Origin of the sequence: Acinetobacter guillouiae, from assembly GCF_002370525.2 — a bacterium.
Lineage (GTDB): Bacteria > Pseudomonadota > Gammaproteobacteria > Pseudomonadales > Moraxellaceae > Acinetobacter > Acinetobacter guillouiae.
In genome coordinates this window covers 1,013,318-1,039,749 of sequence record NZ_AP014630.1, presented here as the reverse complement: position 1 = coordinate 1,039,749, position 26,432 = coordinate 1,013,318, and the positions used below count along the sequence as shown (strand labels likewise).

General features: G+C 36.9%; 24 protein-coding genes. 9 read left to right on the top strand and 15 right to left on the bottom strand.

Annotation, left to right across the window (positions count from 1 at the left end; translation table 11 throughout):
* Nucleotides 1–95: 95 nt before the first annotated feature.
* Both AS4_RS04805 and AS4_RS04800 read left to right on the top strand, forming a co-directional pair.
* On the top strand, nucleotides 96–1,214 hold the full coding sequence (locus tag AS4_RS04805; protein ID WP_096733381.1) for a Fic family protein: 1,119 nt from the start codon (nucleotides 96–98) through the stop codon (nucleotides 1,212–1,214).
* Nucleotides 1,215–1,734: 520 nt separating this feature from the next.
* Nucleotides 1,735–3,243, top strand: a complete 1,509-nt coding sequence (locus AS4_RS04800; protein ID WP_096733380.1) for a long-chain fatty acid transporter — start codon at nucleotides 1,735–1,737, stop codon at nucleotides 3,241–3,243.
* Nucleotides 3,244–3,307: 64 nt separating this feature from the next.
* Here the strand turns inward: AS4_RS04800 and AS4_RS04795 are convergent, their stop codons facing one another.
* The gene (locus AS4_RS04795) at nucleotides 3,308–3,922 is read right to left on the bottom strand and encodes a carbonic anhydrase (protein ID WP_004722639.1); all 615 of its coding nucleotides are present in this window, start codon (nucleotides 3,920–3,922) and stop codon (nucleotides 3,308–3,310) included.
* Nucleotides 3,923–4,245: 323 nt separating this feature from the next.
* Between AS4_RS04795 and AS4_RS04790 the strand changes: the two genes are divergently transcribed.
* Together AS4_RS04790 and AS4_RS04785 are read left to right on the top strand one after the other, a co-directional pair.
* On the top strand, nucleotides 4,246–5,295 hold the full coding sequence (locus tag AS4_RS04790; RefSeq protein WP_096733379.1) for an alpha/beta fold hydrolase: 1,050 nt from the start codon (nucleotides 4,246–4,248) through the stop codon (nucleotides 5,293–5,295).
* Entirely contained in the window at nucleotides 5,292–6,302 is a 1,011-nt protein-coding gene (locus AS4_RS04785; RefSeq protein ID WP_096733378.1) for a hypothetical protein, read from the top strand. Before AS4_RS04790 ends, AS4_RS04785 begins: the two co-directional genes overlap by 4 nt.
* 47 nt (nucleotides 6,303–6,349) lie before the next feature.
* Here AS4_RS04785 and AS4_RS04780 read toward each other — a convergent pair whose 3' ends face one another.
* Complete coding sequence (locus AS4_RS04780) at nucleotides 6,350–8,383, bottom strand: ligand-gated channel protein (protein ID WP_034616116.1); 2,034 nt, start codon at nucleotides 8,381–8,383, stop codon at nucleotides 6,350–6,352.
* Nucleotides 8,384–8,681: 298 nt separating this feature from the next.
* Nucleotides 8,682–9,320: a Fe-S biogenesis protein NfuA gene (gene nfuA, locus AS4_RS04775; RefSeq protein WP_096733377.1), complete on the bottom strand. Its 639-nt coding sequence runs from the start codon at nucleotides 9,318–9,320 to the stop codon at nucleotides 8,682–8,684.
* 408 nt (nucleotides 9,321–9,728) lie between these two features.
* Between nfuA and AS4_RS04770 the strand changes: the two genes are divergently transcribed.
* The 5 genes from AS4_RS04770 to AS4_RS04750 all read left to right on the top strand — a co-directional run bounded on the left by AS4_RS04770 (nucleotide 9,729) and on the right by AS4_RS04750 (nucleotide 14,296).
* Entirely contained in the window at nucleotides 9,729–11,279 is a 1,551-nt protein-coding gene (locus tag AS4_RS04770; protein WP_096733376.1) for a hypothetical protein, read from the top strand.
* Nucleotides 11,280–11,548: 269 nt separating this feature from the next.
* Entirely contained in the window at nucleotides 11,549–12,337 is a 789-nt protein-coding gene (locus AS4_RS04765; RefSeq protein ID WP_096733375.1) for a crotonase/enoyl-CoA hydratase family protein, read from the top strand.
* A gap of 49 nt (nucleotides 12,338–12,386) precedes the next feature.
* Nucleotides 12,387–13,295: an alpha/beta hydrolase family protein gene (locus AS4_RS04760; protein ID WP_096733374.1), complete on the top strand. Its 909-nt coding sequence runs from the start codon at nucleotides 12,387–12,389 to the stop codon at nucleotides 13,293–13,295.
* Between the two features lie 29 nt (nucleotides 13,296–13,324).
* A complete protein-coding gene (locus AS4_RS04755) occupies nucleotides 13,325–13,885 on the top strand; it encodes a TetR/AcrR family transcriptional regulator (protein WP_096733373.1) in 561 nt (186 codons plus the stop codon).
* A 78-nt stretch (nucleotides 13,886–13,963) separates the two neighbouring features.
* Nucleotides 13,964–14,296: a lysozyme inhibitor LprI family protein gene (locus AS4_RS04750; RefSeq protein ID WP_227548127.1), complete on the top strand. Its 333-nt coding sequence runs from the start codon at nucleotides 13,964–13,966 to the stop codon at nucleotides 14,294–14,296.
* Here AS4_RS04750 and AS4_RS04745 read toward each other — a convergent pair.
* The 12 genes from AS4_RS04745 to AS4_RS04690 all read right to left on the bottom strand — a co-directional run bounded on the left by AS4_RS04745 (nucleotide 14,290) and on the right by AS4_RS04690 (nucleotide 26,351).
* Nucleotides 14,290–14,874 (bottom strand): hypothetical protein, encoded by a 585-nt coding sequence (locus AS4_RS04745; protein ID WP_126606906.1) that lies wholly within the window; start codon nucleotides 14,872–14,874, stop codon nucleotides 14,290–14,292. The two genes, AS4_RS04750 and AS4_RS04745, sit on opposite strands and share 7 nt — an antisense overlap.
* A 178-nt stretch (nucleotides 14,875–15,052) precedes the next feature.
* Nucleotides 15,053–15,679, bottom strand: coding sequence for a hypothetical protein (locus tag AS4_RS04740; protein ID WP_096733371.1), 627 nt, complete (start codon nucleotides 15,677–15,679; stop codon nucleotides 15,053–15,055).
* A gap of 140 nt (nucleotides 15,680–15,819) precedes the next feature.
* A complete protein-coding gene (locus AS4_RS04735; RefSeq protein ID WP_096735482.1) occupies nucleotides 15,820–16,737 on the bottom strand; it encodes an HARLDQ motif MBL-fold protein in 918 nt (305 codons plus the stop codon).
* Between the two features lie 139 nt (nucleotides 16,738–16,876).
* Nucleotides 16,877–18,004 carry an acyltransferase family protein gene (locus AS4_RS04730; protein ID WP_096733370.1) on the bottom strand — a complete coding sequence of 376 codons (1,128 nt, stop codon included), beginning with the start codon at nucleotides 18,002–18,004 and terminating at the stop codon, nucleotides 16,877–16,879.
* A 58-nt stretch (nucleotides 18,005–18,062) separates the two neighbouring features.
* On the bottom strand, nucleotides 18,063–18,476 hold the full coding sequence (pgaD, locus tag AS4_RS04725; protein ID WP_004819458.1) for a poly-beta-1,6-N-acetyl-D-glucosamine biosynthesis protein PgaD: 414 nt from the start codon (nucleotides 18,474–18,476) through the stop codon (nucleotides 18,063–18,065).
* A 33-nt stretch (nucleotides 18,477–18,509) separates the two neighbouring features.
* Nucleotides 18,510–19,775 (bottom strand): poly-beta-1,6-N-acetyl-D-glucosamine synthase, encoded by a 1,266-nt coding sequence (gene pgaC, locus AS4_RS04720; RefSeq protein ID WP_004819456.1) that lies wholly within the window; start codon nucleotides 19,773–19,775, stop codon nucleotides 18,510–18,512.
* A gap of 8 nt (nucleotides 19,776–19,783) precedes the next feature.
* Nucleotides 19,784–21,817: a poly-beta-1,6-N-acetyl-D-glucosamine N-deacetylase PgaB gene (gene pgaB, locus AS4_RS04715; RefSeq protein WP_096733369.1), complete on the bottom strand. Its 2,034-nt coding sequence runs from the start codon at nucleotides 21,815–21,817 to the stop codon at nucleotides 19,784–19,786.
* A 486-nt stretch (nucleotides 21,818–22,303) separates the two neighbouring features.
* Complete coding sequence (locus AS4_RS04710) at nucleotides 22,304–22,642, bottom strand: FKBP-type peptidyl-prolyl cis-trans isomerase (RefSeq protein WP_004722677.1); 339 nt, start codon at nucleotides 22,640–22,642, stop codon at nucleotides 22,304–22,306.
* 16 nt (nucleotides 22,643–22,658) lie between these two features.
* Nucleotides 22,659–23,918 (bottom strand): DUF2252 domain-containing protein, encoded by a 1,260-nt coding sequence (locus tag AS4_RS04705; protein ID WP_096733368.1) that lies wholly within the window; start codon nucleotides 23,916–23,918, stop codon nucleotides 22,659–22,661.
* A gap of 101 nt (nucleotides 23,919–24,019) precedes the next feature.
* On the bottom strand, nucleotides 24,020–24,643 hold the full coding sequence (locus tag AS4_RS04700) for an MgtC/SapB family protein (RefSeq protein WP_004819450.1): 624 nt from the start codon (nucleotides 24,641–24,643) through the stop codon (nucleotides 24,020–24,022).
* A gap of 107 nt (nucleotides 24,644–24,750) precedes the next feature.
* Nucleotides 24,751–25,281: a YaeQ family protein gene (locus AS4_RS04695; protein WP_096733367.1), complete on the bottom strand. Its 531-nt coding sequence runs from the start codon at nucleotides 25,279–25,281 to the stop codon at nucleotides 24,751–24,753.
* Nucleotides 25,282–25,337: 56 nt separating this feature from the next.
* On the bottom strand, nucleotides 25,338–26,351 hold the full coding sequence (locus AS4_RS04690) for a CobW family GTP-binding protein (protein WP_096733366.1): 1,014 nt from the start codon (nucleotides 26,349–26,351) through the stop codon (nucleotides 25,338–25,340).
* Nucleotides 26,352–26,432 lie beyond the last annotated feature (81 nt).

The following is a 26,432-nucleotide window of genomic DNA, read 5'->3' as shown; positions in this document are numbered from 1 at the left end:
AACAAGCTAATTTAACATCACATTCAACTCATACAGTGAGCCGAATATATGCTATATTTAGCTCATCTTGGAAAAATTCTAAGGGGAGGTTTAAGATGCAAGAGTGGATTTGGCAAACCAACAACTGGACAAACTTCACATGGGATGATGAAATCATCTTACCCAAAACCAGACAGATTCATCAAAAAATTGGAATTCTACTTGGGCAAAGTCAACATGATTTAGCCAAACAACAATTCACATTAGACACTCTACTTGCCAATCTTATTGCATCTTCAGCAATCGAAAATGAGACCTTAAATGTGTACTCATTACGTTCCTCACTTGCTCGTCGTTTGGGCGTTACGCTTGACCAACCTTATCCAAGTTCAGACCGATCTGAAGGTTTGGCCAATATCATGCTAGATGCACTAAACAATGTGGAGCAACCACTTACTGTTGAACGCCTTATGCAATGGCACCAATGGCTTTTTAATGAGCCTGATTGGACGATGCAGCGCTTAGGCATTGGTCAACTTAGAGGTTTAGAACCGATGCAGGTTGTTTCTGGTCGATTGAATTATCCAACAGTTCATTTTGAAGCACCACCTAGAGAAGGACTAGAAAAACGTTTAGATGCCTTTATAACTTGGTTTAATCATAGTTTAGCCAATGCTTTGCTTGATCCCATACTCCGTGCGGGTATTGCTCACTTATGGTTTATCACACTGCATCCTTTTGATGATGGTAACGGGCGTATTACCCGTACACTAACAGACCTGGCCTTAGCACAAATGGATAAGCAGAGTATTCGCTTGTATGCGATGTCCCCTGCTATTTTAAACAAACGCAAAAGTTACTATGAAATCTTAGAACAAAGCCAAAAAAATGATTCCAATATCACAGATTGGCTTGTTTGGTTTTTAAATACCTTAAATGACAGCCTTGAAACAACATTAAAGCAAATCAATCGAACGGTATTTAAGCGTCAGTTTTGGTATAAATATTCAAATTTAGATCTTCATGAAGGACAACGCAAGATATTGAATCGCTTATTAGATGGTGGTGAAAATGGCTTTGAACATGGTATCAGTGCCTCGCAATATCAAAAGGTTGCTAAAGTCAGTAAAGCAACAGCTACTCGACATTTATCCGACCTGTTAGAAAAAGGATGTATAATCAAATTGGAAGGTGGTGGGCGCAATACTCGCTATCAAATCAATATCCTATTATAAAAACAGTACTTTTATTTTTAAGATTTAATTTGCACTAAAATCAATTTAAAATACAAATATTTTTATTATTTTTCAACCATATAAATCAGTAATTCAAGTCCTACCAAACGCACAATTGAACAAGAATAAAAAATGAATTTCTCTCTTTACAAAAATTTAATATTGAGCCACTTCTATTGCCGAATAAACTCAGCTTTATTTTGACCATCTGGTTATATTTTACGCAGCCCATCAAGTCCCAAAATATCTATATATTATTATTTTCAGTTTAACTTTTTTCAATATCTCTATAAATAATCTCATCTTTATATTTTTTTCTACATTCTCTCTCTGCAAACTAAACTACATAGTTCATTTTTTTTTCACTAATTCACACCCTAGAGTATTTACTCTTATTTTTTATATGTTATTTTGTAAATAGAAGTAACTTTGAGTTGTATATTTAAGTATCAAAATTATTTCTCATTCAAAACTTAAGTACTTCAAAGTATTCATTTTATTATATTAGGGAAAAATTAAAATGAAATTAAAACATTTATCAATCGCGATAATTGCTGCAAGTTTGCCAATGACTGGTGTTTTTGCCGCAGCAATGGATCGCTCAGGCCAATCTATTTCGGCATTCCTTCAACCTAATAATTATTTTGAAGCTGGTATTTCAGTTTTAGACCCAACTGTTGAAGGTCGAGAAGCGGGAGATACGCCTAAACCATATCGTGAAATCAATGATATGGGAGATGATTATTACTTTCCATCAGCAGCGATTAAATTACAACTAACAGATCAAGTTTCATTTGGTCTTTTATATGACAAACCATTTGGTGCAGATGCTGCATATTCTGGTGAAAATGCTTTCGTTTCATCTGATCACGATACTGTATTACCTCAAGATCGGTTAACTGCACTGCGCAACAGTACGATTGACTCCACATTTAATGCAATGACTGCACAACAACGCGTTGGTGGATTCCTGCAAGCTCAAGGTGTTGACTTAACCACGGCAAATGGTCAACAGGCACTTCGAGACTCATTGACTAGATATGGTACTGACGCTACATATAAAGCAGGTATTGATGCTGCAGTAAAAAATGTTGTTACAGGCAGAATTGATCAAGGTATTGCAGGAGCGAATAGTACACTCGGTAAGGGCAACACCAAAGTTAAAGTAGATACCCAAAATATTTCAATGATTTTTGGTTTTCAACCCATTGCTAACTTAAACTTCTATGGTGGTGGTGTTTACCAAACCATTAAAGGGAATGTTAGTCTGCGTGGTCAAGCATATAGCTTATATAATGGCTATGATGCAAATATCAAAGAAACTGGCGGCGTGGGTTGGTTAGCGGGTGCTGCATATCAGATTCCAGATATTGCATTAAAAGCATCGGTAACTTATCGTTCTGAAATTGATCATGATGTGAATATTAATGAATCGATTCCTACACTTGGTGCATTAGCATTACTTGGTGATACTGGTACTGCTGCGGCAAAAGCAATTGCTGCTGCCAACGGTAAAACGACAATTACAACGCCACAGTCTGTTAACATCGATTTACAAACAGGGATCATGGCAAATACCATTGCTTTTGCAAACCTACGTTGGGTAAATTGGAAAGACTTCTCAATCCAACCGTTAAAATTTGGTAAAGTTTCTCAAGCAATCGGTGGTCTAGTTAACCGTCCAAATGGTTTTAACTTAGTTGAATATTCTGATGATCAATATACAGTGACGGCGGGTGTTGGTCGTAAAATCAATGACCTATGGTCAGGAACTATTGCAGTAGGCTGGGACTCTGGTGCGGGTAACCCTGTTTCAACTTTAGGCCCTACAGAAGGTTATTGGAATGTGGGCTTAGGTGTTCAATATAGCCCTACGCCTGCAACGTTCATCGCTGGTGGTGTTAAATACTTCTGGTTAGGTGATGCAAAAGCACAAACAGGTGCTCAATCAGGTGGCGATACTTATGTTGCAGAGTTTAAAGATAACAATGCAATCGCTTATGGTTTAAAAATTGGTTATAGATTCTAAGAGTCTATACCGATAAAAAAATCCCACTTAAAGTGGGATTTTTTTATGATGACAATTTCAAACATTAAAAATCATAAAAAGAAACTTCGCCCGTTTCCAAAGAATATTCAGCACCAACAACTTTTAATTTACCTTTGGCAATTAAGTTTTCTAATACGGCTGAACCATGGCGTAATTGATTAACTGAAGCAAAAACATTTGATTTTACTGCATGCATTGATAGCTTTTCTAAGTCATCTTTCAACTCAGTTTGCATTAAAATTTCAACTGAAGGACGAACACGGTTTACAATTGACATAAGATTTGCAGAAGGTGGTGTATTCGGGTTCTTCAACGCTTCAATCGTTGAATGAATCGCACCACAATGGCTATGCCCTAAAACGACAACCAAGGGACAGCCAAAACTATCTGCGGCAAATTCCACACTGCCCACTTGCGACGGCGCAACAATATTACCTGCAACACGAATCACAAATAAATCACCGAAACCTTGGTCAAAAACCATTTCTGCTGGAACACGAGAGTCTGAACAACCTAAAATAATGGCAAATGGCTCTTGGCTGTCCATCATTTCAGATCGTTGCTGATGCGTCAAAAATTTAGTCAGATTGGTTTCACCATGTGCAAAACGTTCATTACCCTGTTTTAATCGTTCTAAAGCTTCTTGAGCAGTTAGCATGTCCTTTGTTCCATTGTGTGGAGAGTGTGATTATTTTAATGCCGCAAAATGTGAAAGTCACTGACTAAAAATAAACTCTGTTACAATTTTTGTTATGGAGCGGTTAAGGGCCTAATTTTTAAAAATACATAGATATAATTCACAGTTTAATTAAAATTATTTAACTAAAATACAAAATAATCTCTATATTAGTTGAGTTGAACACTGAAACTATGGCAAAAAACTTACAAATAAGACTTTCTCGGCAAATGTTGAAAAAATTATGATCATGAATAATATTTTTACTTTATATAATGCCTAGTCTTTTACTCGGAACCCTATGCATGTCTGAACTGGCCCATAAAAAAATTCTTCATTTTTTAAACAGCATATTGTTAAGTTTGACTGCGATCGGTGTATTGTTTTTAGGTAGTCACAACAATGCAACTGCTGCCACACCAGAATATGTGGATTATTTAAAAATTGTACAAGAAGAACGTGCTTGGGCAGGATTAACGTCTAAAACATTGCGTGTGGGTGATGTTATTTGGTCTTATAGTGAAGGTGGTTCTAAAGATAAGCCAACTGTTTTACTGATTCATGGTTTAGCCAGCAGCCGTGATACATGGAATGATATCGCGCAGTCATTGACCCCATATTACCATGTGATTATTCCAGACTTGCCTTCAGCAGGAAGCACCCAGGTTCCAGCCAATTTTGATTTATCTGTACCCAATGTAACTGAACAACTTAGACGCTTTATCGAAGCTGCACATATCCAAGATAATTTAAATATTGCAGGGCATTCATTGGGTGGAACCATCGCAATGTTTTATGCCTCACAGTATCCATTTGATACGAAAAGCTTATTTCTGATGAGTACTGGGGGTATTTTTAAATCAACAAATACCAATTATTTAAGAAATCCGATCTATCTCAAACAATTATTAATCACACAAAAAGGTGATTTAGATTTTGTGATGAAAAAGGTGATGTTTAATCCGCCTTTTACTGCCCGTGTGATTAAAGATGAACAAGAAAAATTATTCATTGCAAAATCTCAAGACACAGCCAAAATCATCAATCAAATTGACGCACTCAATCGACTTTATACCCCTTCAACTTTTACCACGATGTTAAAAAACATTGAAGCACCCACCCTGATCCTTTGGGGTGAACAAGATCAGATTGTAAATGCGGATGTTGCAAATGAATTAAAATCGGTATTAAAACGCCCTGAAACACCAATTATTCTACAACGTGTTGGGCACATGCCATTACTTGAAGCACCTGAACGAGTTGCGGATTACTATTTAAGCTTTTTAAACAAAGTACAACCTTTGCAAAACCCATTGTCTGATCAAACACATGGACAAATTGAGTTCAAAAAATGAAAAATCAACTTATTGAACAATTGATCGAAGCCCAACTTGGCTTTTTAGATCAAGAATTTTCACAGGCTGATACGATTAAAATTGAGTTTACTGAATTTTATCACTGGTTTAGAAAACAGCCGTTAAAACAAATTTGGTCTTTTGCACAAATTCATGATTTATTGTCAAAGCAAATTTTAGCAACACCTGCGAACAACTTTCTCATTGAGCAAATTGCTGAACATATTCGTTTTGCTTTAATTCATCCAAGTAATGATGAAACGTTAATTGAAGATATTATTCCAGTCACCACGATTGATAAAATCGCCCAATATGTCGCAAGTAAATCGGGTCATCGTCAAGCTTTGATCAAACGTGTTGTCAATAATCCAGCCTTTTCAAGCATGTTAACCCAATTGATCCATCACTCTATTCAAGACTATATTGATAATTCAGTCATGAATAAAAAAGTCCCCGGTGTGGGCCGTTTTATGAAAATGGGAAAATCAGTTTTAGAATCGGTTACCGACACGAATTTAGATGATACAGTTAAGCATTATCTGCAAAAAAATATTATTAAAATTAGTCAATTGAGTGAACAAGTCATTAACCAACAGTTTGATGACAATAAGCTTTATCATTTTCAAGCCAATTTATGGCATAAAATTAAAAAAATACCGATTGCTGTGTTGCGTAATTATGTTGAAATTAACGACCTACCTAAAACTGTAGCTATGGGTCATGAAATATGGGAACATATTCGCCAAACAGATTATTTAAACAAACAAGTACATGATGGTGTACTGACTTGGTATGTGCGTAATGAAGAACGCCCTTTTGATTTAATTTTAAGTGATATCAATATTGATGAAGCATTGATTCAAAATGAATTACAACAGTTACTTGAACCTGTTATTCAACAAATGGTTGCTTCTCAACACTTAAAAAACCGTGCACGGATTTATCTGGAAAAATTTTATTATTCAGATGACACTTTAAAGATTCTCAATATTGAAAAAGGCGCATAAAGCGCCTTTTTCATGACTAAACAGATTTAATGCAATTTAATTGAGCTTTAGAACTTATAAATTAAGCCCAAATTGTAACGGCGGCCATCCAGTACATAATTATAAGTCGCAGTATCTATGCTTTTATCAAATAAGTTATAAATACCAGCATTGAACTGTAACACATTGGAAGGTTTATAGTTTAGACCAACATCAATCATTGCATACGCTGGTCTACCTTCCCCCATCGATGTACGACTTAAATAGTCAGAAGTTTTACTTCTTACATTTAAACGGCTCCACATCCCAACTTGATCATTTGTTTGCCAATCTAAAGTAGTATTAAACATATGTTTCGGCATTTCATTTAATGGCTTACCTTTAAATGCTCCACTCTTCTGTTCAGTATCCGTAAATGTATAGTTTGTTGCCCAACGAACATCTGGCGTGATTGCCCAACCCAGAGTTGTCTCTATACCACGCATATTTGCTTTATCGACATTGATACGTTGACTGACAAAATCGAATTGTTGACCTAACCAAGGGCAATTATTACTTCCCGCAGCTCCTGGACAGGTACGAATTTCGGTAATTTTATCTTTAAATTCACTATTAAATACGGTAAAACCAGCATCTAAATTGTCATTATTATCCCAGTTAATCGATGCTTCATAATTGATACTTGTTTCTGGTTTTAAATCTGGATTACCGACAATCATACCATTTGACTGGCCACCACCTGTTGCCTGTCCCCACCCTGCAACAGTGGCACGTAATGCTGGAGTTTTATAACCTGTTGATACCCCACCTTTAACAATCCAGTTATCATTCAAGGTCCAAACGCCATAGACTTTCGGGCTAAAATGATCACCAAATTTTTCATCTTTGTCATAGCGTAATGAAGCCGTTACCGTGAATGGCTCTACAATATTCCACGCATCCTCAGCAAATAATGCCCAGCTATAGCGATCTAAATTGGTTAATTTTGAGCCACCAACAACTAACTGATTGCCAAAATCCTCAAGCTCTTCTTTTAAATAACTTCCGCCGAAGCTCAAAGCATGAGAACCCAGATTGATTTGGTTTAAAGTATTAAACGTTGTATTGATTGCTTCCATACTACGTGATGGATTTTCATTTTCCTCACGTTGAATATAAGAATGTGTCTTTAAATCGCCAATTTCACCACGATGAGTCAAACTATATTCGGTACGATAATAATCTGTATATGAGTCTGTTGGGAGCTTACCATTTCGCCCTGGTACATTGGCGATTGTTTTACCTACCGTCTGATCACGGTTTTGAATGGATCGCTGATATTCTAAATCAATGGTATGTTCAGAACTTGGCGTCAAGCTCAGTGTTGCGCCACCTGCACGTATACGTTGCTTATTATAGCCACCAATAATGTCATCTTCATTGCGTTGTGAGAATGTTCCATTCGCCTTTAAGCCAAGTAAATTACGGATTAAAGGACCAGAAACATATAGGTTTGCTTGATGGATATCCCCAGAATCTCTATTTTCTTGTAGTGTCGTATCCAATTTAACCGAGCTTGTCCAAGTATCTGCAACTTTTTTAGTAATAATATTAATCACACCGCCCATGGCATCTGAACCATATAAGCCTGACATCGGACCACGGATCACTTCAATGCGCTCAATACTTTCAATACTTGGCATCCAACCTTGCTCAATACCCGAGTTATCACTATTTGGTCGAACTGAACGTGTATTCACCTTCTTGCCATCAATCAAAAAAACTGTATAAGCACTTCCCATACCACGGATACTAATATCACTTGAACTTCCACCACCTGTGACGACGACCCCAGGAACATCTTTAAGTGCATCCGTTATATCTCTATATGCTTTTTTATTAATGTCTTCTTGCGTTAAAACTGAAATAGATGCTGCTGCTTGTTTCACCTCTTGCTCAAAGCCACTTGCAGTGACAACAATCGTCTCTAATTTGGTTGACTCTGTAGACTGTGGATTGGTTTTATTCGAGTTTTCTGGTGATTCTGCGGCATAGGCAGTTCCCATCATAACGGTGATAATGGAGAGAGATAACGCAGATTGGATGATACGGTTAGTTGACATAAGGTATTCCAAAGAGGCTAAGAATGAATAGACAATGAAGATTTAGATACAATGTGTAATAAAAACACCACAGCATTATAAACAATATTAAGAATTATTCTCATTTTTATTAACCATTCGTTTAATATTTATTCAATTTTAAGTATATCTTTAAGTTTTTATTCTATTTTTTAAGATTCATTTAAGTTTATTAAGATTTAAAATATGAATTTACGTTTAGCTATACGATATCCATAAAAAAAACCTCCGAAATTCGGAGGTTTTAAAGAACAGTCAAATATCTACATTGATATACAGATTATTTGAAGTAAGCACCTTCTGCTTGACTATGGTCAGTCTGATCGACCACGCGTCCGAGTTCAGGAATATGCTCTTTAAGTGTAGTTTCTACACCTTGTTTTAACGTTACATCAATTGCAGAACAGCCTTGACAGCCACCACCGAATTTTAATACTGCAGTTAAACCATGTTCTTCATCTTCGACCACTTCTACCAGTGCACAGTTTCCGCCATGCCCTGCTAATCCAGGGTTGATCTCTGCCTGAAGAATATAAGTAATTCGTTCTTCCATAGACGCATCTGGACCAACACGTGGTACTTTCGAGTTAGGTGCACGGAAAGTAAGCTGTCCACCAAAACGGTCTTTGTTGTAATCAATTACAGCATCTTTCAAATATGGAATCGACGGTGTATCAATAAATGCTGGAAAATCAGGATAATCTTGTTTGTAATCTGTTGGAGCAATTTCATCAGGTGCACTGTATGCCATACAACATTCAGCACGTGGAGTACCTGGATTTTCAACAAATACACGAACGCCAATTCCTGGAGTATTTTGCTTCTCCAAAAGATCTTTTAAATACTCTTGCGCATTGGGAGTAATCAATAAATTTGGAATTTCTTCTGTAACCGCAGTATTGGTGTTCTCAGTCGACATAACTCTATCCTCAAGCTGAAGTCGGTATTTTAACTGAAGATGAGGCTGAATGAGTGAAAATCAACTAAAATTGTCGGAATTAACTTAAAAAGATGTAAAAAATATAATCTACGCAAATTTCAACATAAAATATTCGCATAATAAATGAATATAAATCATACACAAATTGATATTTACTGCATTTTAGCTTATCAACAAATCGCGCTTTAAAACCCACAAAATGATACCAATGAAACTTTTTATAAATGAAATACTAAGCATAATTTAAGACATTTTTAGCACTGATTTATTCAATTTATACGACCAATTTATCTAAATTTTGTCAGAAAATGCCACCCAAATATTGAATATGGCATGGATAATGTATACATCTGTATATTAATGATGAAATAAAACGAGATATTTTGCATGTCCAGTTCAATTGACGGTTTACAGTTTCCAGTTCATCCAAAGACTCAAAAAAGTAGCAGCTCGCAAGTCGGTAAAGAAATCATTGCGGAAGCACTTTCCTTGGTTGATCATCTCAGCGCACAGCAAGCTTTAGATGAAAAAAACTGGCGTAAAAATTATCCAGTTTATTTTAAGGCATTGGTCGAACATGGGATTCGTTCAAGTCATAACGCTATCACTATTGCCAAACAAGGCTTGCACAAAGCCCAACACAGCTTTGATTTCTTTAGAGATGGGCAACGCTATTCTTTAAAAGATATTGGTACAGTTCCAGTACTAGACAAGATTCAAAGTGTTAGTTTTAAAGGTCATTCAAATGATGACGTTGAATGGTTTGTACCCTATCACGGGCAAAAACTACAAGGCGAAGCGCTATATCAGCAAATTCAAAAGTGGCAAGATACTGGCATTATTGAAGCCAGCCATGCAGATGCGCTCAGAGAAGTGATTGCTCATCCCGAATGGTTTGATTTATCGGATCGTACCTTAGTTTTATTTGGCGCAGCTTCAGAGGCAGGCCCATTAACATGGTTATCGAAATGGAAAGCCAATATTGTTGCCGTTGATCTACCCAATGAACGCGTCTGGGAGAGAATTCTTAAAATCATTGAAAATGGCAATGCCACACTGTATGCACCTAGTTTTCAAAAAATCCTCAACACCCATGATATTGACGAATTAAAAAGCAAACTTGGTGCAAATTTACTGACCCAAATTCCAGAAATTACACAATGGCTTTGTGATAATCCACACAAGTTAGATTTGGCCTCAATTGCTTATTTGGATGGTGAAAAACATGTGCGTGTGTCGATGGCAATGGACACGATTATGAGCCATGTCAGTGAACACAAGAATGATTCATCACTGATGTATATGTGTACGCCTACAGATGTTTATGCAGTACCTGAAGAAGTGATTGAAGGTTCAAACAAAAAGTTCAAACATAGATCAAAATTTGAAGCTGTACTCAGCAAAGGGATTGCAACCCTTTCCTTAAAGCAATTCTTTAAGCACCATGATCAACAATTGATTCGCTCTGACAATGGTAAATTCTATGGGATTGCTGATTGTCTGGTGGTTGAACAAGGCCCTAATTATGCATTGGCAAAACGTATCCAACAGTGGCGTGCAACTTTAGCACGACATCAAGGGCAACATGTCAGTATCAATATTGCACCATCCACGACGACACATTCGGTCACCAAGAATCCATTGCTTAAAGCTGCGTTTAACGGTGCAAGTTTATTTGATGTAGAAGCATTCCGCCCTGAAACCACCAATTCAATTATGGCAGCGCTTTGGATTCATGACTTAAGAAATCCGAAGTCTGTTGCAAATCCAGAAACTGAGATGGGTCATCCATTAGAATTAATGATGGAAGGCGCAAATCATGGTGGTTTATGGCGTGTCGCCTATCTTGCTCGCACAGCCTTACCTTTTGCTGCAATTTATGGATATGCCAGTGATAAATTGCCGATGCAAAAGCTTTTAACCAAGTTTAAAAAGTAATTCTTCAGGTTTAAATCTCTTTAAATTAAATGCCCAGTGATAAATTTAGCTGGGCATTTAAGTGTACGAGCACATTTTTAAATCTTATTAAATTCATAATAAAAAGCATAGGCATTCCCCCATGGTGCCAAATAACATACACAATGCAGCGATCCTTTAATGCCTTAAATATGCTATACCAATGTAAACGGTTCAGTCATTCTAAAATGATTGACAGTTTTCTAACGATCGTTTAAAAACTTATAAAACAACCAATGAGAGAACAACAAATGTCAAATCTACAAGGAAAAGTCAGTCGTGAAATTCGTGGTCATATTTTTTTAATTGGCTTAGATCGTGCAGATAAACGCAATGCTTTTGATAGTCATATGATTCACGACCTATCACTGGCTTTAACTGAATATGAAAATAATCCAGAACTACGCTGTGCGGTGGTCTTTGCACATGGCGATCATTTTACCGCAGGATTGGACTTGGTTGAGTTACAACCAAAATTAGCCGATGGTGTTTTTAATTTTAGCGATGATATTGTGAATCCTTGGGGAACTGTTGGGCGTCAAAGAACTAAACCATTGGTAACCGCAGTACAAGGCTATTGTTATACCGCTGGTATTGAATTGATGTTGAATTCTGACATCGTTGTTGCCAATGAAAATACTCAATTTACCCAAATTGAAGTACAGCGCGGTATCTTACCGTTTGGTGGTGCAACAGTACGTTTCGTCCAAGCTGCTGGCTGGGTAAAAGCGATGAAATATGTGTTAACTGGTGATTTATTTTATGCACAAACAGCCTATGAAATGAACTTAGTCACCGAGGTTGTTGAGGATAACCAACAGATAACACGTGCCATAGAGCTGGCTGAACGTATTGCCAATGCTGCACCACTTGCCGTCCAAGCGGCACTGCATTCTGCACATCAAGCCTTTTTACAAAGTCCTGAAGTCGCATTTGCAAACCTACAAAATCTACTTAGCCCTTTACTTGCCTCAGAAGATGCGAAAGAAGGTGTAAGAGCAATGATTGAACGTCGAGCACCACAGTTTAAAGGCAAGTAAACCAATCATAGTGATATACGGCGATAATCAAATAACTGTGGGAACAATCATGCAAAATTTAAAGTACTCAACTGAAGTCCAACACTTGAATGGCAATAGTTTTACCAGCCAAGCCATCAGCTTTAAGGCACTGGATGGTTATGTATTGGCTGGCGTACTTTACACGCCAGTCGATACAATCAAAGCAACTATAGTTGTTTCCAGTGCAACAGGTGTCCCACAAGCATTTTATCGCCGCTTCTCTGAATATGCAGCACAATTGGGTTATCAGGTACTCACTTTTGATTATCGTGGCGTGGCCAAATCTGCGCCACGGCAATTAAAAGGTTTTAAAATGTCATATCTGGATTGGGGAACATTAGATTTAGCAGGTGCAATTGACTACAGTTTTAAACAAGATACGCCCCTATTTTTAGTTGGACATTCTTACGGCGGACAAGCCTTAGGGTTAACACCGAATCACGACAAAGTAAGTGCAATGTATTGTTTTGGCACAGGTGCTGGCTGGCATGGCTATATGCCATTGAAAGAAAAAATTAAAGTTCAGGTGATTTGGAACATTATCTTTCCACCTATGGTGGCGATTACAGGCTACTTACCTTGGAGAAAACTCAATATGGGTGCAGATTTACCTAAAGGGGTTTACCAACAATGGCGTAGATGGTGCAAAAATCCCACTTACTTTTTTGCAGATCCTGAACAACAAAATTTGCATGAACAATATGCCCAAATTAAAACGCCGATTTATGCAGTAGCCGCTTTAGATGATGATTGGGCATTGCCAAATTCTCGTTATGCTTTTATGCAACATTATAAAAATGCGCCCATGCACTTTATCAACATATCCGCAGACGAGTTTGGTTTAAAACAGATTGGACATATGGGCTATTTTCGTCAAGGTTCGGAGCCAATTTGGGATAAAATGTTAAATACTTTCGAAACATTCATCCACGATTAATTTTAACTCCATAAGCAGCAAGGTCATCTATGCGCCCACAAAAACTTAGGCCTGAACATATGTTAAATACCTGTGCTTTACAATTTAAAGCACATGGTTATGCTGGAACAAGTATGGAGATGTTGGCAAAAGCATGTGGACTCAGTAAAGCATCGTTTTATTATTATTATCCCAACAAACAAGCCTTACTGATGCAGATCTTAGCGCACACTCATCTTTATTTAAATCAATCGTTGTTTAAACTCGAAGATTTTGCTGTCGTGGATGCAAGTCAACAATTTCAAATCATCCATGATAAAGCTGTTCATTTTTTTAGTTATGAAATAAAAGGCTGTTTAGTGGGGATACTGTCCTTAGAGGCAAGCCATATTTCTTTAGAAGTCTTGGAAAAAATCCGTGAAATTTTCCAAGATTGGCAAAATGCCTTGTATCAATTATTTCAACAAAAAATGGATCAAGCCGATGCACAAATTTTGGCAAAAATAAGTGTGGCCGATTATGAGGGTGCGATTTTAATGTATCGACTAAATAATGATCTGTTCTATTTAAATCAAGTCAAAGCGCGAATTTCTCAACAACTCTCCCTATAATACTCGACTGATTTGCAACTTCTTGGTGAAAATTAAATGATAAAAAAGATCAAATATAGTTTTTTAGCTTTGCTTTTTATGAGCCTATTCAATACAGCTTATGCACAATGCAATCAACAAGATCAACGACAAGCTTATCAATGTATGCAGCAGCAATTAAAAACAGATAAAGCGAAAATGAATAAGCTATATCAACGCATTTATCTGCAATACGATGATAACAACAAGTTATTACTAGAAGAATCACAAAAAGCTTGGCTCAATTATCGTGATGCTCAATGTAATGAACTCATGGGAAGTCTTACTTATGGTGCTTTGGGATTGGCATCAGGATTTGCACATTTAGATTGTGAAATCAATTCCACAACATTTCGACTAAAAGAATTAAGCAGTCTAATAGAAAATCAATAACGATCTTTAAATTCGGCTTTATGTTCTATGCCGTGATGATCAACATGCGCATAGAACACCCCATAACGTCCGACATAGTATTCAAGTGATTGTTCATGATAGCTCCAAAAAATAGACCATTCGCCAAAATCAAAAGAACCGATCTGACTTTGTGTATTCATCGGCATTTTACTGAGTACTTCATGCTGAATATGCCCTGCTTGAGAAAAATCTTTGGTCTGTAAAGCTTGTTCAAAAAACAATTGCGCCGCTGCATCAAATAACCGTTGGTCTTCATCAGTGATCGGCTTGGCGGGGCTATGTTGCTCCTCAAGTACGGTCGGCTGCTCTACTTGAACTGTAGAATTTAATGGTGCTGTTGCTAGTGCTGAACTCGCCTTTAGTCGCTCTTCTGCAATCATCTGTTTAATCAGCTTGGTTTTTTCGGGCAGTTCATGCTCTTCTTGAGGATTTTGAACCAATTGAGATAACGCTTGTCGTTGTTCTTCAAACGCTGCATTAATTTTTTGTTTAGCAACCCACCGCCATAACACATATAACGTGATCAGAAATAATAGGACAATGATAAATTTCAACATAGCGTAATCTCAAGCATATAATACGCCCCAGTTCAGACTCATGAGCTAAGTTTAAAGCTGAGTATTTTGATTGTTTTTTTAATAGTTTACCCAGTAAATTGTATAACTATCTCACTAGAGATACCCAGCTTAAACGTAACAATTGTTTTCTTTATATAGATCAACCAGATCTCTTATTTTAATTTTGTAATTCTTTTAGATCACCTGAAGCAAATACGATCCCTTTGCCTGGCACCTTTTTGAGTATTACGGGTTTTCCTATATTTTTATATATCGGTTGATCATCTTTAAGCACTTTTAAAGCAATTTTTTGAATAAAAATCTGATCATTTTTACGATACAGCTTTACCCCACCTTCATCTGAGGCCATATAATGAACTTTCACATGATAGATATTTTGTAGATCTGGCATCCACACAATCACTAAATCACCGCCACGTTCATACATATTGTCAAACACAATCGTATCTGCATCCACTTGCTCAGATTTAACACCAACATAACCACTTGCATCCGCCAGTTGATCGACTAAATATAATGATTTTTTAGCACCCAACTGTATCCCATACGCTGAAAAATATTGCTCTCGATCTTGCTTTTTACGGATACAGGAATAGGTTTTTAATACGACTTTTGTCGAGCGTAATTGATAAGTTTGAGGTAAAAATATGTCTTCATCATCTTGATAACATTGTTTTGAAAGCTGCATTTGAATGTTCAATTGTTGAAATTCTTGTGCATATATAGATGACGTGATCACGACACTACAAATGAATAATAACTGTTTGATATATTGTATTTTCATTTCAATTTTCTATATTTTAGGATAAGTCGTTATCTGTTGTATATCATTTAAAAACAAATGATCAGTTTTATCTGAATTATAGCAATATTTAAAATAAAACACGCTATATAACGCATATAGCATGTTTTATTTTAAAGTAATTATTGCAATGTTTTAAACTGCGCTAAGCGTTGTTGCTGCTGTAATTGTTGTTCAAATTCAATTCTCCCCTTCGCTACATAGTTTTGTAAACCCGTCTGATCAATAAATGCTTTTTTATCACCCGCATTCAATTTGGCTAATTTCTGCTTCATATGGAAACGATCCGCTTTATTGGCAAGAAAAATATCTGCATGGATTGCATCCAAAGTTTTAAATGTGTGACGTATGTCTGAAACTAGATTTGGATAATTGTTATTGTTTAACAAATAATAACCGCCCGTAAATAAACTGTCGGCATAGATGACTTTATAATTTTTAAAGTGATAACGGATATCTGTTGTCCAAGAGGTTGCACCTGGTAAATGGCCTGGCGTCGCATGTGCTGTAAAAATTTGACGACCGAGCTTTAACTGTTGCCCATCTTTGATGATGATATCTACAGCTACAGATGGAAAAGGCAATTGCTTACCTAAAGCGAAATCAGTCACGCCGCCATTTTCTAGCATTTCGGCATTGGCAGCACTTGCGACCAATTGAGCACCACTCCATTGTTTTAACTTGGCAAAACCACCAGCTTGATCTAAACGGGCATGACTATTAAGTAGATATTTTACATCTGTGATTTTAAAACCCAATTTTTCAATATTGGCTTTAATCTGTGCCGCCGATTGATCAATCCCACTATCAATTAAAACCAAACCATCACCCGTATCAAACAGCACCGAAGATAAATTTTCAGTACCGACATAATAGACATGATTAAAAATTTTAAAGGGCTCAATGGGTGTATTCCACGATTCAAACAAACTCATTGGCGGTGCATCGGTCAATGCTTGCTGAGCATTTAATGGGGCTGCTTGAGTAAATTGAACGCTCATTGTGATCAATGAAATAACAATGGATTTGAACAGATGCATATAAGCGATCCATGCTAAAAATGAGTCGCCCATACTTGATTAAATCACGATATTTATCAATTTTTTAATGTCTAAAAAACAACTCAATACATCTTAAATTGTAAACAATATTTGCAAATTGTATTCGGGCCTTAAAGTACTAATTTAAAACCTTGTCGGCAATTTTATTACTGACCTTAATAGCCAACTGATCGACATAATCACTATAAAAATTCGCAGCAATCAAAGTGACTGCAATCGCAGTTAACCCTGAGCAGATTACAGCGAGAGAATAACTCCAATGCCAACTTAAAAATAAGTTAAATAGCGGAATACAGATTAAATACAGCATCATTAAATGTAATAGATAAATAGAAAAAGATAACTTTCCTAACCAGACTAAAATCGGGTGATCTAAGCCTTTAGAAAGTAATGGGCTCATCAAAACGCTATAAACAATTAAAATCCCAGCGATGAAATTACTATAATCATAAGTATTCTCCCCTAAAATATGATGAACCCAGCTATAGGCTGCACTGGTATTATGTGCACCCGCCAAATATAGGCCAATCAATAGCATAGGAATAGCTACAACATTTGAGAGTGGTTTGGCATACAGATAAATATAGATACCAATAATAAAACTGGAAATCCCAAAACTAAAGCCTTGCCCTCGCCAAAGAAATGCAAGACAAGGAATTAAAAGGGAGCCTAGCCAAAAAGCAATATGTTTATAATGATACAAATAGAGTAGAAAAAATAATGCAAATGAGCCCATAAGCTCAATCGTCATCGTCCATAACACCCAGTTTATATCACTTTCTGAGAATAAAAATGCGCCTATAGTTCCTTCATATAGTGCATGTTTAAAACTAAAATCTTGTATCGCAAATGCATGTAACCAAGCCCCCACATGACTACTATCAATATGGATGACTTTAAGGACCAACCAAATGATGACACATGAAGTCAGCGCTGGAATCATTAAACGCGGATAGCGTTTAATCATCATATTGTTAATTTTTGCATGAAATTGTTGAGGGCTTTTTAAAATCGCATAACTGAGCACAAAGCCACTTAAAACAAAAAATACAAAAACAGCTGCATCACCTGAGTAGAGAAAACCAAAAGGCAAATGATGTATGGCATACACCCAAGCCAAATCTGTTTTCTCATTAGGATCAAAATGATGTAAAAATGGAAAAAAACTCATTACAAGATGAGAAAATACGACAGCTAAACAAGCTAAACCTCGAATACTTTCTGCCGAGTTTATTTTTGCGGACATCTATGTTTCCCTGTGAAAACAAAAGCCCCAACCTGTGGGACTTTTGCTGACTAAGCCATTAGTCAATATATGTGATGCGACCATCAGCATCATGATGAACTGTAGCGATTTTTTGCTGACGAGAATGTATAAGATCATCCACATTCAGGTTGAAATGCTCGGCATATTCTTGTGTAGATTTAGCTTCTGCTTCCTTTTTGGTCTTCGCTGGAACAAAGTTACTCCATAACCACAAAGAAATCGCACAAGCAATCAACGCAAATAATCCGCTTTCTAAGGCTTTTGCAAAAGCATTAAAGAAATAATGTACCAGTTGTGGTTTCTCAAGTGAAAGATATCCCACTAAGATGACAATAGGTCTCCAAAGCAGTAACCAAAATGCCCACAGCATAGCCGTCATTGTCGTGGAGAAATAACGACGATGCCACGGTAACTGCTTACGTACATCAATAATTAAAGAGTTTGTTTTCATATTCGTATCTCAAAACTTATTCTGACTAAAATGTTAGTCATCATGTCGCATACCACGATCTGGGCTAACCCAACGCGCCCTTTTACTTTCTCCACGTAAAAGAACTTTTGGGAATGCAACAATACTTGCCGTTACTGTAATCAACCAAAATACAAAGGGATACCAAATCATCCAATAGTAGTTTTTCACTAAACTCGATTCGTAACGACTATCCATCCACTTACTGATTGCGAACTGCAATAAACAAGTTGTACCAAGTAAAATACCTGTTCCCATCGGTAATAATGGAGAACTCATTGCAGGGAATCCTGCATACGGTAGCAGCAAATGCAAAATCCAGAAAATCACCATAATCAGCATTAAATATGACCAGACTAAGGTGAGGATCAGCTCAATAATCAAAGGCCATAGAAAATTCAGCTTCGGTTTAAATAATACATCAAAATTCTTAATTAAAACTTGAGCGCCACCCATAGCCCAACGTAAGCGTTGTTTCCATAGACCATCAAAGGTTTCAGGCATTAAAATCCAAACCAAGGCATTCGGTTCAAACTTTACTTCCCAACCCGCGCGATGCAATTTCCAAGTAATATCGATATCTTCTGTCAACATATTTGGTGACCAATAGCCCACCTCATGTACAGCACTTTTACGAAATGCAGTAATCACACCAGAAACTGTAAATAAACGACCAAAAGTACGTTGTGCACGTTTAATCATACCGACAATTGAAGAAAATTCGCCAACTTGAATCCGTCCAAGCAAAGTCGAACGGGTACGAATACGCGGATTTCCTGTCACAGCTGCAACGGTAGGATTATTGAGAAAATGACGAATCATCCACTGTGCAGCATATGGATCAAGTAACGCATCACCGTCAATACCAATTAAAAACTCAGCATCGGTAAGCAAACTACCCGCTTGTAAAGCCATGGCTTTACCTTGGTTTTCAGCCAAATGTACAACGCGAAGCTTGTCATACTTCAATGCCAACGCATTTAAGATTTCTGCAGTATTGTCAGAACTCCCATCATTAATCGCAATGACTTCAAAGTTTGGATAATTCAACTTCAATGCATGACTAATGGTCTCATCCGCATTGTCTTGTTCGTTAAAACACGGCACAAGCACAGCAACTAAAGGATATTCTTCCAATGTTGGCGGTTGAGTATATGGCGGCTCTTTACGTTCTTTCCAATAGAAAATTAAAGCGCCTATCATCCATAGATACGACATAAATAATGGATAATAGAAGATAAAGTTTAATACGGATTGCCACAGGTGTTGAAATGCACTCATATCAGACCTTAAGGAACCAATCGTTGTGGTTTAGAATCAAATACTTTACGCATTTCAGCAGTATTTGGATGATCTTCTATTGGATCATCTGGGTAGTAACCCACATGCATCACACCTTGTTGATACAAAGACTGAATTGTTTGAGCAATTTCCGAGGTTGGAATCTTTTGATTATTACGCCAGTTCACTGCTTGTAATTCAAAAATCGTCTTTTTAATCCCATTGGGTTGTTTCTTCACGTTTTGCACTAAATCTTTATAAAACTTAGTTGCATCTGGTGCCTGTTCCATATACGGCATTGCCATAATTGCAGTAAAGTCATAATTTTTAATCGATTGTTCTAAAGACTGGGCATACCAGTTTTCCGAATATGCTGAAAGTGCAACTTGAGCATATAAGTTACGTGCAGTCAGTAAGAATGGTTGGTAATAACGTGCTTTTTGCGCCAAATCCATTGCAAAATTATCAATGGTCTTGGTTTTAAAATCAGTCCATTTTTGCAATTTTGCATCATCATTACGAATTTCTTCTAAATCGGCTGGTAAACCAATTTTTTGATAGGCTTTAATCGCTTCTGGACTAGCATCTTCATAATCTGAAAGTGTTGCATCATCATGGAACAAGATGCCATCAAACGTCGTCGATTTTGCTAAATCCTGATATAGGCCTTCAATTACTTTACGTGCTTCTGGTGAATATGGGCTTAAACGATGATATCCCATATTTAAATGATCGCTGTCTTTGGCTTGCTGAGTCACCACCACATCTTTAGATGCAGGATTTGAAGCAGGTAAGTCCCAAGCCAACAAAGGCATCCATGCATATAAACGACTCACATGGGTACGCGTTTGAATCTGCCATGCAACACGGTTAAACAAATCTGCACGCATTGGCAGATAACGATTTGGGAAATACACCATATCGGCTGACCCATTCGCATCTGGATCAGCGAACGCCTGTAAGAATACCGTGGTGACATTCATTTCACGAATACGGTCTAACAGATGACCTAAGTTTTTCTCTTGCTGCGCTTCATCTGGATCATAGATATAGTCTAAATCCACATGCATGACTTTTTGTGGGCGGTTATTGTCAGTAAAGTTCATCTGACGGCTTTGAATTTCTTGAGCCAAAGAATCCGTGGTCATATTGCCTTCGACAAGAATACGGTTCAAATGACCTAAGGATTTTTCAATATGGTCTGGACCATCATCTAAGCTAATGGTAATGGGCATACCGACTTTTTTAGCCAAAGCAACCGCTTCCATATTATAACGACCATATGGCCACACCATCACGCGTGGTGCTTTTAAACCATGTGATTGCAATAATTTATTATTTTTTTTCAAATCACTAAAAATACGATCTGCATAGGCTTTGTCAGATTCATAGGTTTTACTTTTTGGATCGTATTCACGTGTGACAGCAGCAGGCTCAGAGTTGCCCTGAGGATTGCCTAAAATACCACGATGTAAATTATAACTGTGGCTACCAATTTCTACATAGCCACTCTTTTGCATGGTTTTAAGTTCATCCCATGTTAAAAGTTTTTTACGTGCTAATTTTTCATCACCAAATTGAACCATTTCATTGGCTTTAGGTTCTAACCATGAGCCAACGACAGCGAGTACAACAGGAATTTTACGTTGTTTAATGACCGGATATGCATATTGATAAAAAGATTGATAACCATCATCTACAGTCAACAATACAGGTTTAGTGGGTAGTTTATATTTACCTTCGTTGGCTTTAATAATTTGGTCTACATTGACAAAATTATAGCCATTTTTTTGTAGCCAATCTAAATGCAGCTCAAACTGTTTCGTGGTCACAGCATAGTCTGGAATCACTGCATCATGGTTCGGCGTAATTTCATGATAACCAATAATCGTCAGCGTATTTAAATCAATTTTAGGTAATTCATGCTCGATTGGAGTTTCAGTAGCAACTTGGTCTACTTCTGCCATTGCACTATTATAAAAGGACGAAAACAATAGTGTTACGCATATCATCGCTGAAGGAGAAAAGTAACGGCTTAGCATATATTTAAATACTCGATCATCATTGTTTTAAATCTGAATCCGTCCGTAGTACATCAATATTGAAATACTAAAATCCTTTTTCAAGACGAATTGAGCCAGAGGTTTTACAACGATGATTTAAAAGAATAAAACTGAAACGAACCTTAAAAAATAACTCTGAGCAGAATTATTTATTTGTGACATTTAAACACTTTTAAGACAAAAGTATTGTAGATGATTGTTAAGTATTGAGCAAATAATAAACAAAAAAATAAAACGATTGTGTTTAAAATCACACTATTAGCCAAATAATACGCGCATAAAGTCGGATTCGAATGATATTTTTATCTGAGTACAATATATAGAAATCAAGAAGACTCTCTCAACATCACTAACATAAGACAGTGGAGTCAATAGATGATTCATTAGACATAAAAAATAGAGATCATTTGATCTCTATTTTTGCGTCCATGTTGAGGGCTAAATTAGCTCAGACATTTCGCAGATTTAATCACGTGTTTTGACATCAAAAAGTTCAATTTCAAAAATCAGATTAGAGTTTGCTGGAATAATTTTGCCCATTTTACGCTCGCCATACGCCAAGTGTGCAGGAACGATCAATTTACGTTTACCGCCCACTTTCATCCCCATAATGCCTTGATCCCAGCCCTTGATTACACGCCCTGTTCCAATCACTGTTTCAAAGTAATTGCCACGATCAATTGAAGAATCGAATTTGGTTCCATCTTCCAACCAGCCAGTATAATGAGTTGTAATCAAAGCACCTTTTACTGCTTCTTTACCTTCACCAACTTTTAAGTCGATAATTTCTAATTCATTTGACATACATTATTCCTATTCATCATTCGGGTTTGTGCAAAGCTTTACTCATCACTGTCTTTTGTTCAGTACGATATTCAGCATAACTTTTACAAAAACTTTGATAATCTTGCTCAACTTGTTGGGCGTAATTATACGTGTATTTCAACAATTGCGTTTTCCAAAGTTCTGCTTGTTCTGCAAAATTGATTAATTCATCTGCTGTTGAAGAACCTTTACGCCCTGCCGAACGCAATTGAGCATAAGCAATTAATCGGGCCATGTTATAGCAGGCATCGGTAAATTTTTTAGGTTTATCTACACACTGTTTAAAATCAATTTTATCTTGTTCGGGTTGTAATGCTTTGACAATATACGCTTGTCCTTGAAAGTCTAGCCGTGATAACTGAGCCGGGATTTGGTACTGCATGAGTGTTTGGATGAATTGAATGCGTTGCGCTTGATCATCCCATTCTGGTTGCTCTATTTTTAGAAATGGAGACAAGCTTAGAGAGGAAGCTTGGGCCTGTTTCATATCGAATAACGTATAGGTTTTATTTTCACGATCATAAACTAAAAATACATAGCGATTTAAACCGATACTTCCTGTTCCCGCAATGCGTACTGCGACATCTAATACTTGAAAATTTGATTGATTTTTCGTATTGAGTTTTTGTAAATTCTCAGAAAATGTTTTTATCAGCGCCGTATATAAGCTTTTTGATTCTATTTTAAAATATTTTTTCTGATCAATCACCAAATAGCGTCGATCACTTGTTTTATCTAAAGAACAACGCGCTTCAATAAATGCCACAGGATCACGTTCAGAAACGGTTGCAATATATTTCTTTAAAATACCATCGACGGTTTCTTTTTCTACTGCATAAGCTTTCCCTATACGAAGTGCATTTAAATACTCATCTAGCAGTTGTGCTGCAATCGTTTTTAAATCATCGTCGCCGATATTCAGCTCTTTGCCAGCTAAAAATATACTACAAATAAAACGCGACACATCCCACGTTGGATGGGCCAAAATCGCCTCGTCAAAATCATTTAAATCAAAATAAACCACCTGATGTCGACTACGATAACTGCCAAAATTTTCGACATGCAAATCACCACAAATCCAAGTGATGGTTTGATCTTTCCATGTTTGTTGGCTTGCCAAATCTTCATAATATAAATGACATGAACCACGGAAAAAACGGAAAGCACTACTCGCCATTAACTTATATTTAATTGCTAGAAATCGCTCATCTCGCGACTGATTAAAATGGATAACACGTTCATAAGGATCTCGCATCGGTTTACTCCAATACTTTATACAATTGCTTAGATTAAATCGCTAAGCTGAAAATTTGATGAATAAAAGATTGAATAAATCAACCACACTTTTTTCTTGTTTTAGAAACTTAACTCTTTAATCTCTTGATCTAAAAGCAAATAGTTTGTGAGTTTTTTATGATTTTGTGCAGATCCAATTAACACCCAGCGCCCAACAATTTGTTTTTCAGTTTTATTTTGTACGCCACGTAAAATTTTCATATTGTATTGCTTAAACAATTCTTCATATTTATCTAAGGTCTCTTGCTGATAATCACATAAAATCCTGTAATTACGCGCTTGATGAATTGCTTCAATTTTTTCTTGAAAATAGACGAGAAATACTAAAACAACCAGTACCAGTAGCGTTCCAACAAATGCTAAATATTCATAACCTGCACCAGCGGCCATACCTAATGCAGCTACCATCCAAATTGTTGTTGCGGTGGTAATCCCTGAAATTCGGTTATCATCTTTAAAAATAACCCCAGCACCTAAAAACCCCAAACCCGTCAGAATATTTGCTGCCAAACGATCAGGATTTTGTACTCCAATTTTAATTGAAAGTATGGTGAATAAGCAGGATGCTAAACTCACCATAATCATGGTACGTAACCCTGCGGACTTACTGCGATACTCACGCTCTGCACCAATAATCGCACCAATCGCCAAAGCCATCAGTAAATGGTAGATGTCATTATTCATTGATTTTCTACATAACTATTTTTATCCCTCTAGGTATACGAAATTTGAGCAAAAAAAAGCAAGCGATTCGCTTGCTTTTCTTGTCAATTTTTATTGAGCAACAATGATTACTGTAACTGAGTCCATTCAATCACAACTTGAGCATCATCACCAATCAAGGTCCACTCACCATCCATAACATTTAATTGCAATTGCATGGTGCGTTGACATAAAGCTTGAATTGCAGTTGTCGTCGCCTCAGACAATTGCCATACCTGAACATTTGACAAGGTTTTGAGTTTAGAACTTCTTTTATACCATTCTGCAACGGCTGAACCATAGGCGATGACAGCCACTTCTTTACAACGCGCTGCCGCTTTTTTAACTTTGTCTTCGTCAGGCAAACCAACTTCAATCCATTTAATCAACTGTCCGGTTAAATCCTTTTCCCATAAAGCAGGTTCATCAGTTTCAAATAAATCTTTGGTAAATTCCAAACGTTCATCTGCAAAACGAGCATATGCCAATACACGCACCATTAAGCGTTCAATCGTTTCAGACGGATGCAATGCCATCGTGAATTGATAATCACCATATTGATGCACATCCATATTGGCAATATTGAGATCAGCCTTATAAATTGTTGCTTTTAATGCCATGAAAGTTCCAAAAAGTTCTTAAATATGGCGCACAGTCTATAAGATTTTCAAAAGGATTACTGCGTTTTTTCCGCCTGATCAATTCGACAATTCAACAAAGCCGTTTCTAAACTTTCCCAATCACGATTGTGCTGGCTAATGAGTTCAATCCGATTATCCAAGCTTTCTTCACCCGATTTATAATTCAAATTTTCGGGATTAAAATTAAATGTCATCCAACCTTGATTGGTATTGAATATCCCTTTGATCCGCAACCAGTCTTTTTGCTCACACAAGACATCTAACAAGTCATAAAAATCGAATTGCCAACGCTTTGAAAATTTCCAACCTGCAACAGTATATCCATTAGACGTTTCAACATAGTGATAAGGCAATTGTTTAACCACAGGCAGTACTTCATCGGGGTTAAATTGCTTTTGCACTTGAATCAGCGGTACAACTTTTCTCTCAACCCCTTGATGGGATAGATCCAGCTGTTGAATATCAAGATTGCCCTGCTCTGCCAATACCCAAGTTTGAATATAAGCAAAGTAATCATTTTTAAACTGGTTTAATACCTCATGATCAGACGCAGACATACTATCTGCATGTGAAACCACAACAATTTGTGCAGCTTTTAACTGATCTTGATAAAGCTCTTGATTCACCCATTCAGAATCATGTAAGCGACTCCCATCAATTACTGTCACCAATGCACGCATATCAATTTGCGCTTGCCATTGTGGTTCAGTCAATTGTGCCAAAAGTTGAGCGGGATGACCTAAGCCTGTGGGTTCTATAAATAGTCGATCGGGTTGTTTATCATAAATCAATCGAGACAAGGCAATTTGCATAGGCAATTGCCCTGCACAGCATAAACAACCACCGAGTAATTCTTTTACTTCATAGCCTGAGTCTTGTGGTAACAATTGCTGATCTACACCAATCTGTCCAAACTCATTCATCAGAACCGCCCACGTTTCATTTTCTGGCTTCTGTTGAAGCAACTGCTGTAATAAGGTGGTCTTTCCAGCCCCTAAAAAACCAGAAATAATATGAGTTTTGACTGTTTTTTGGCTTAAAATCTTCAAAGGATCGACTCAGCAGATTAAATGAAAGAAATTGATGGTTATCGCGACGCTTCTTATTATTACTGAAAATGTGCCAATAGT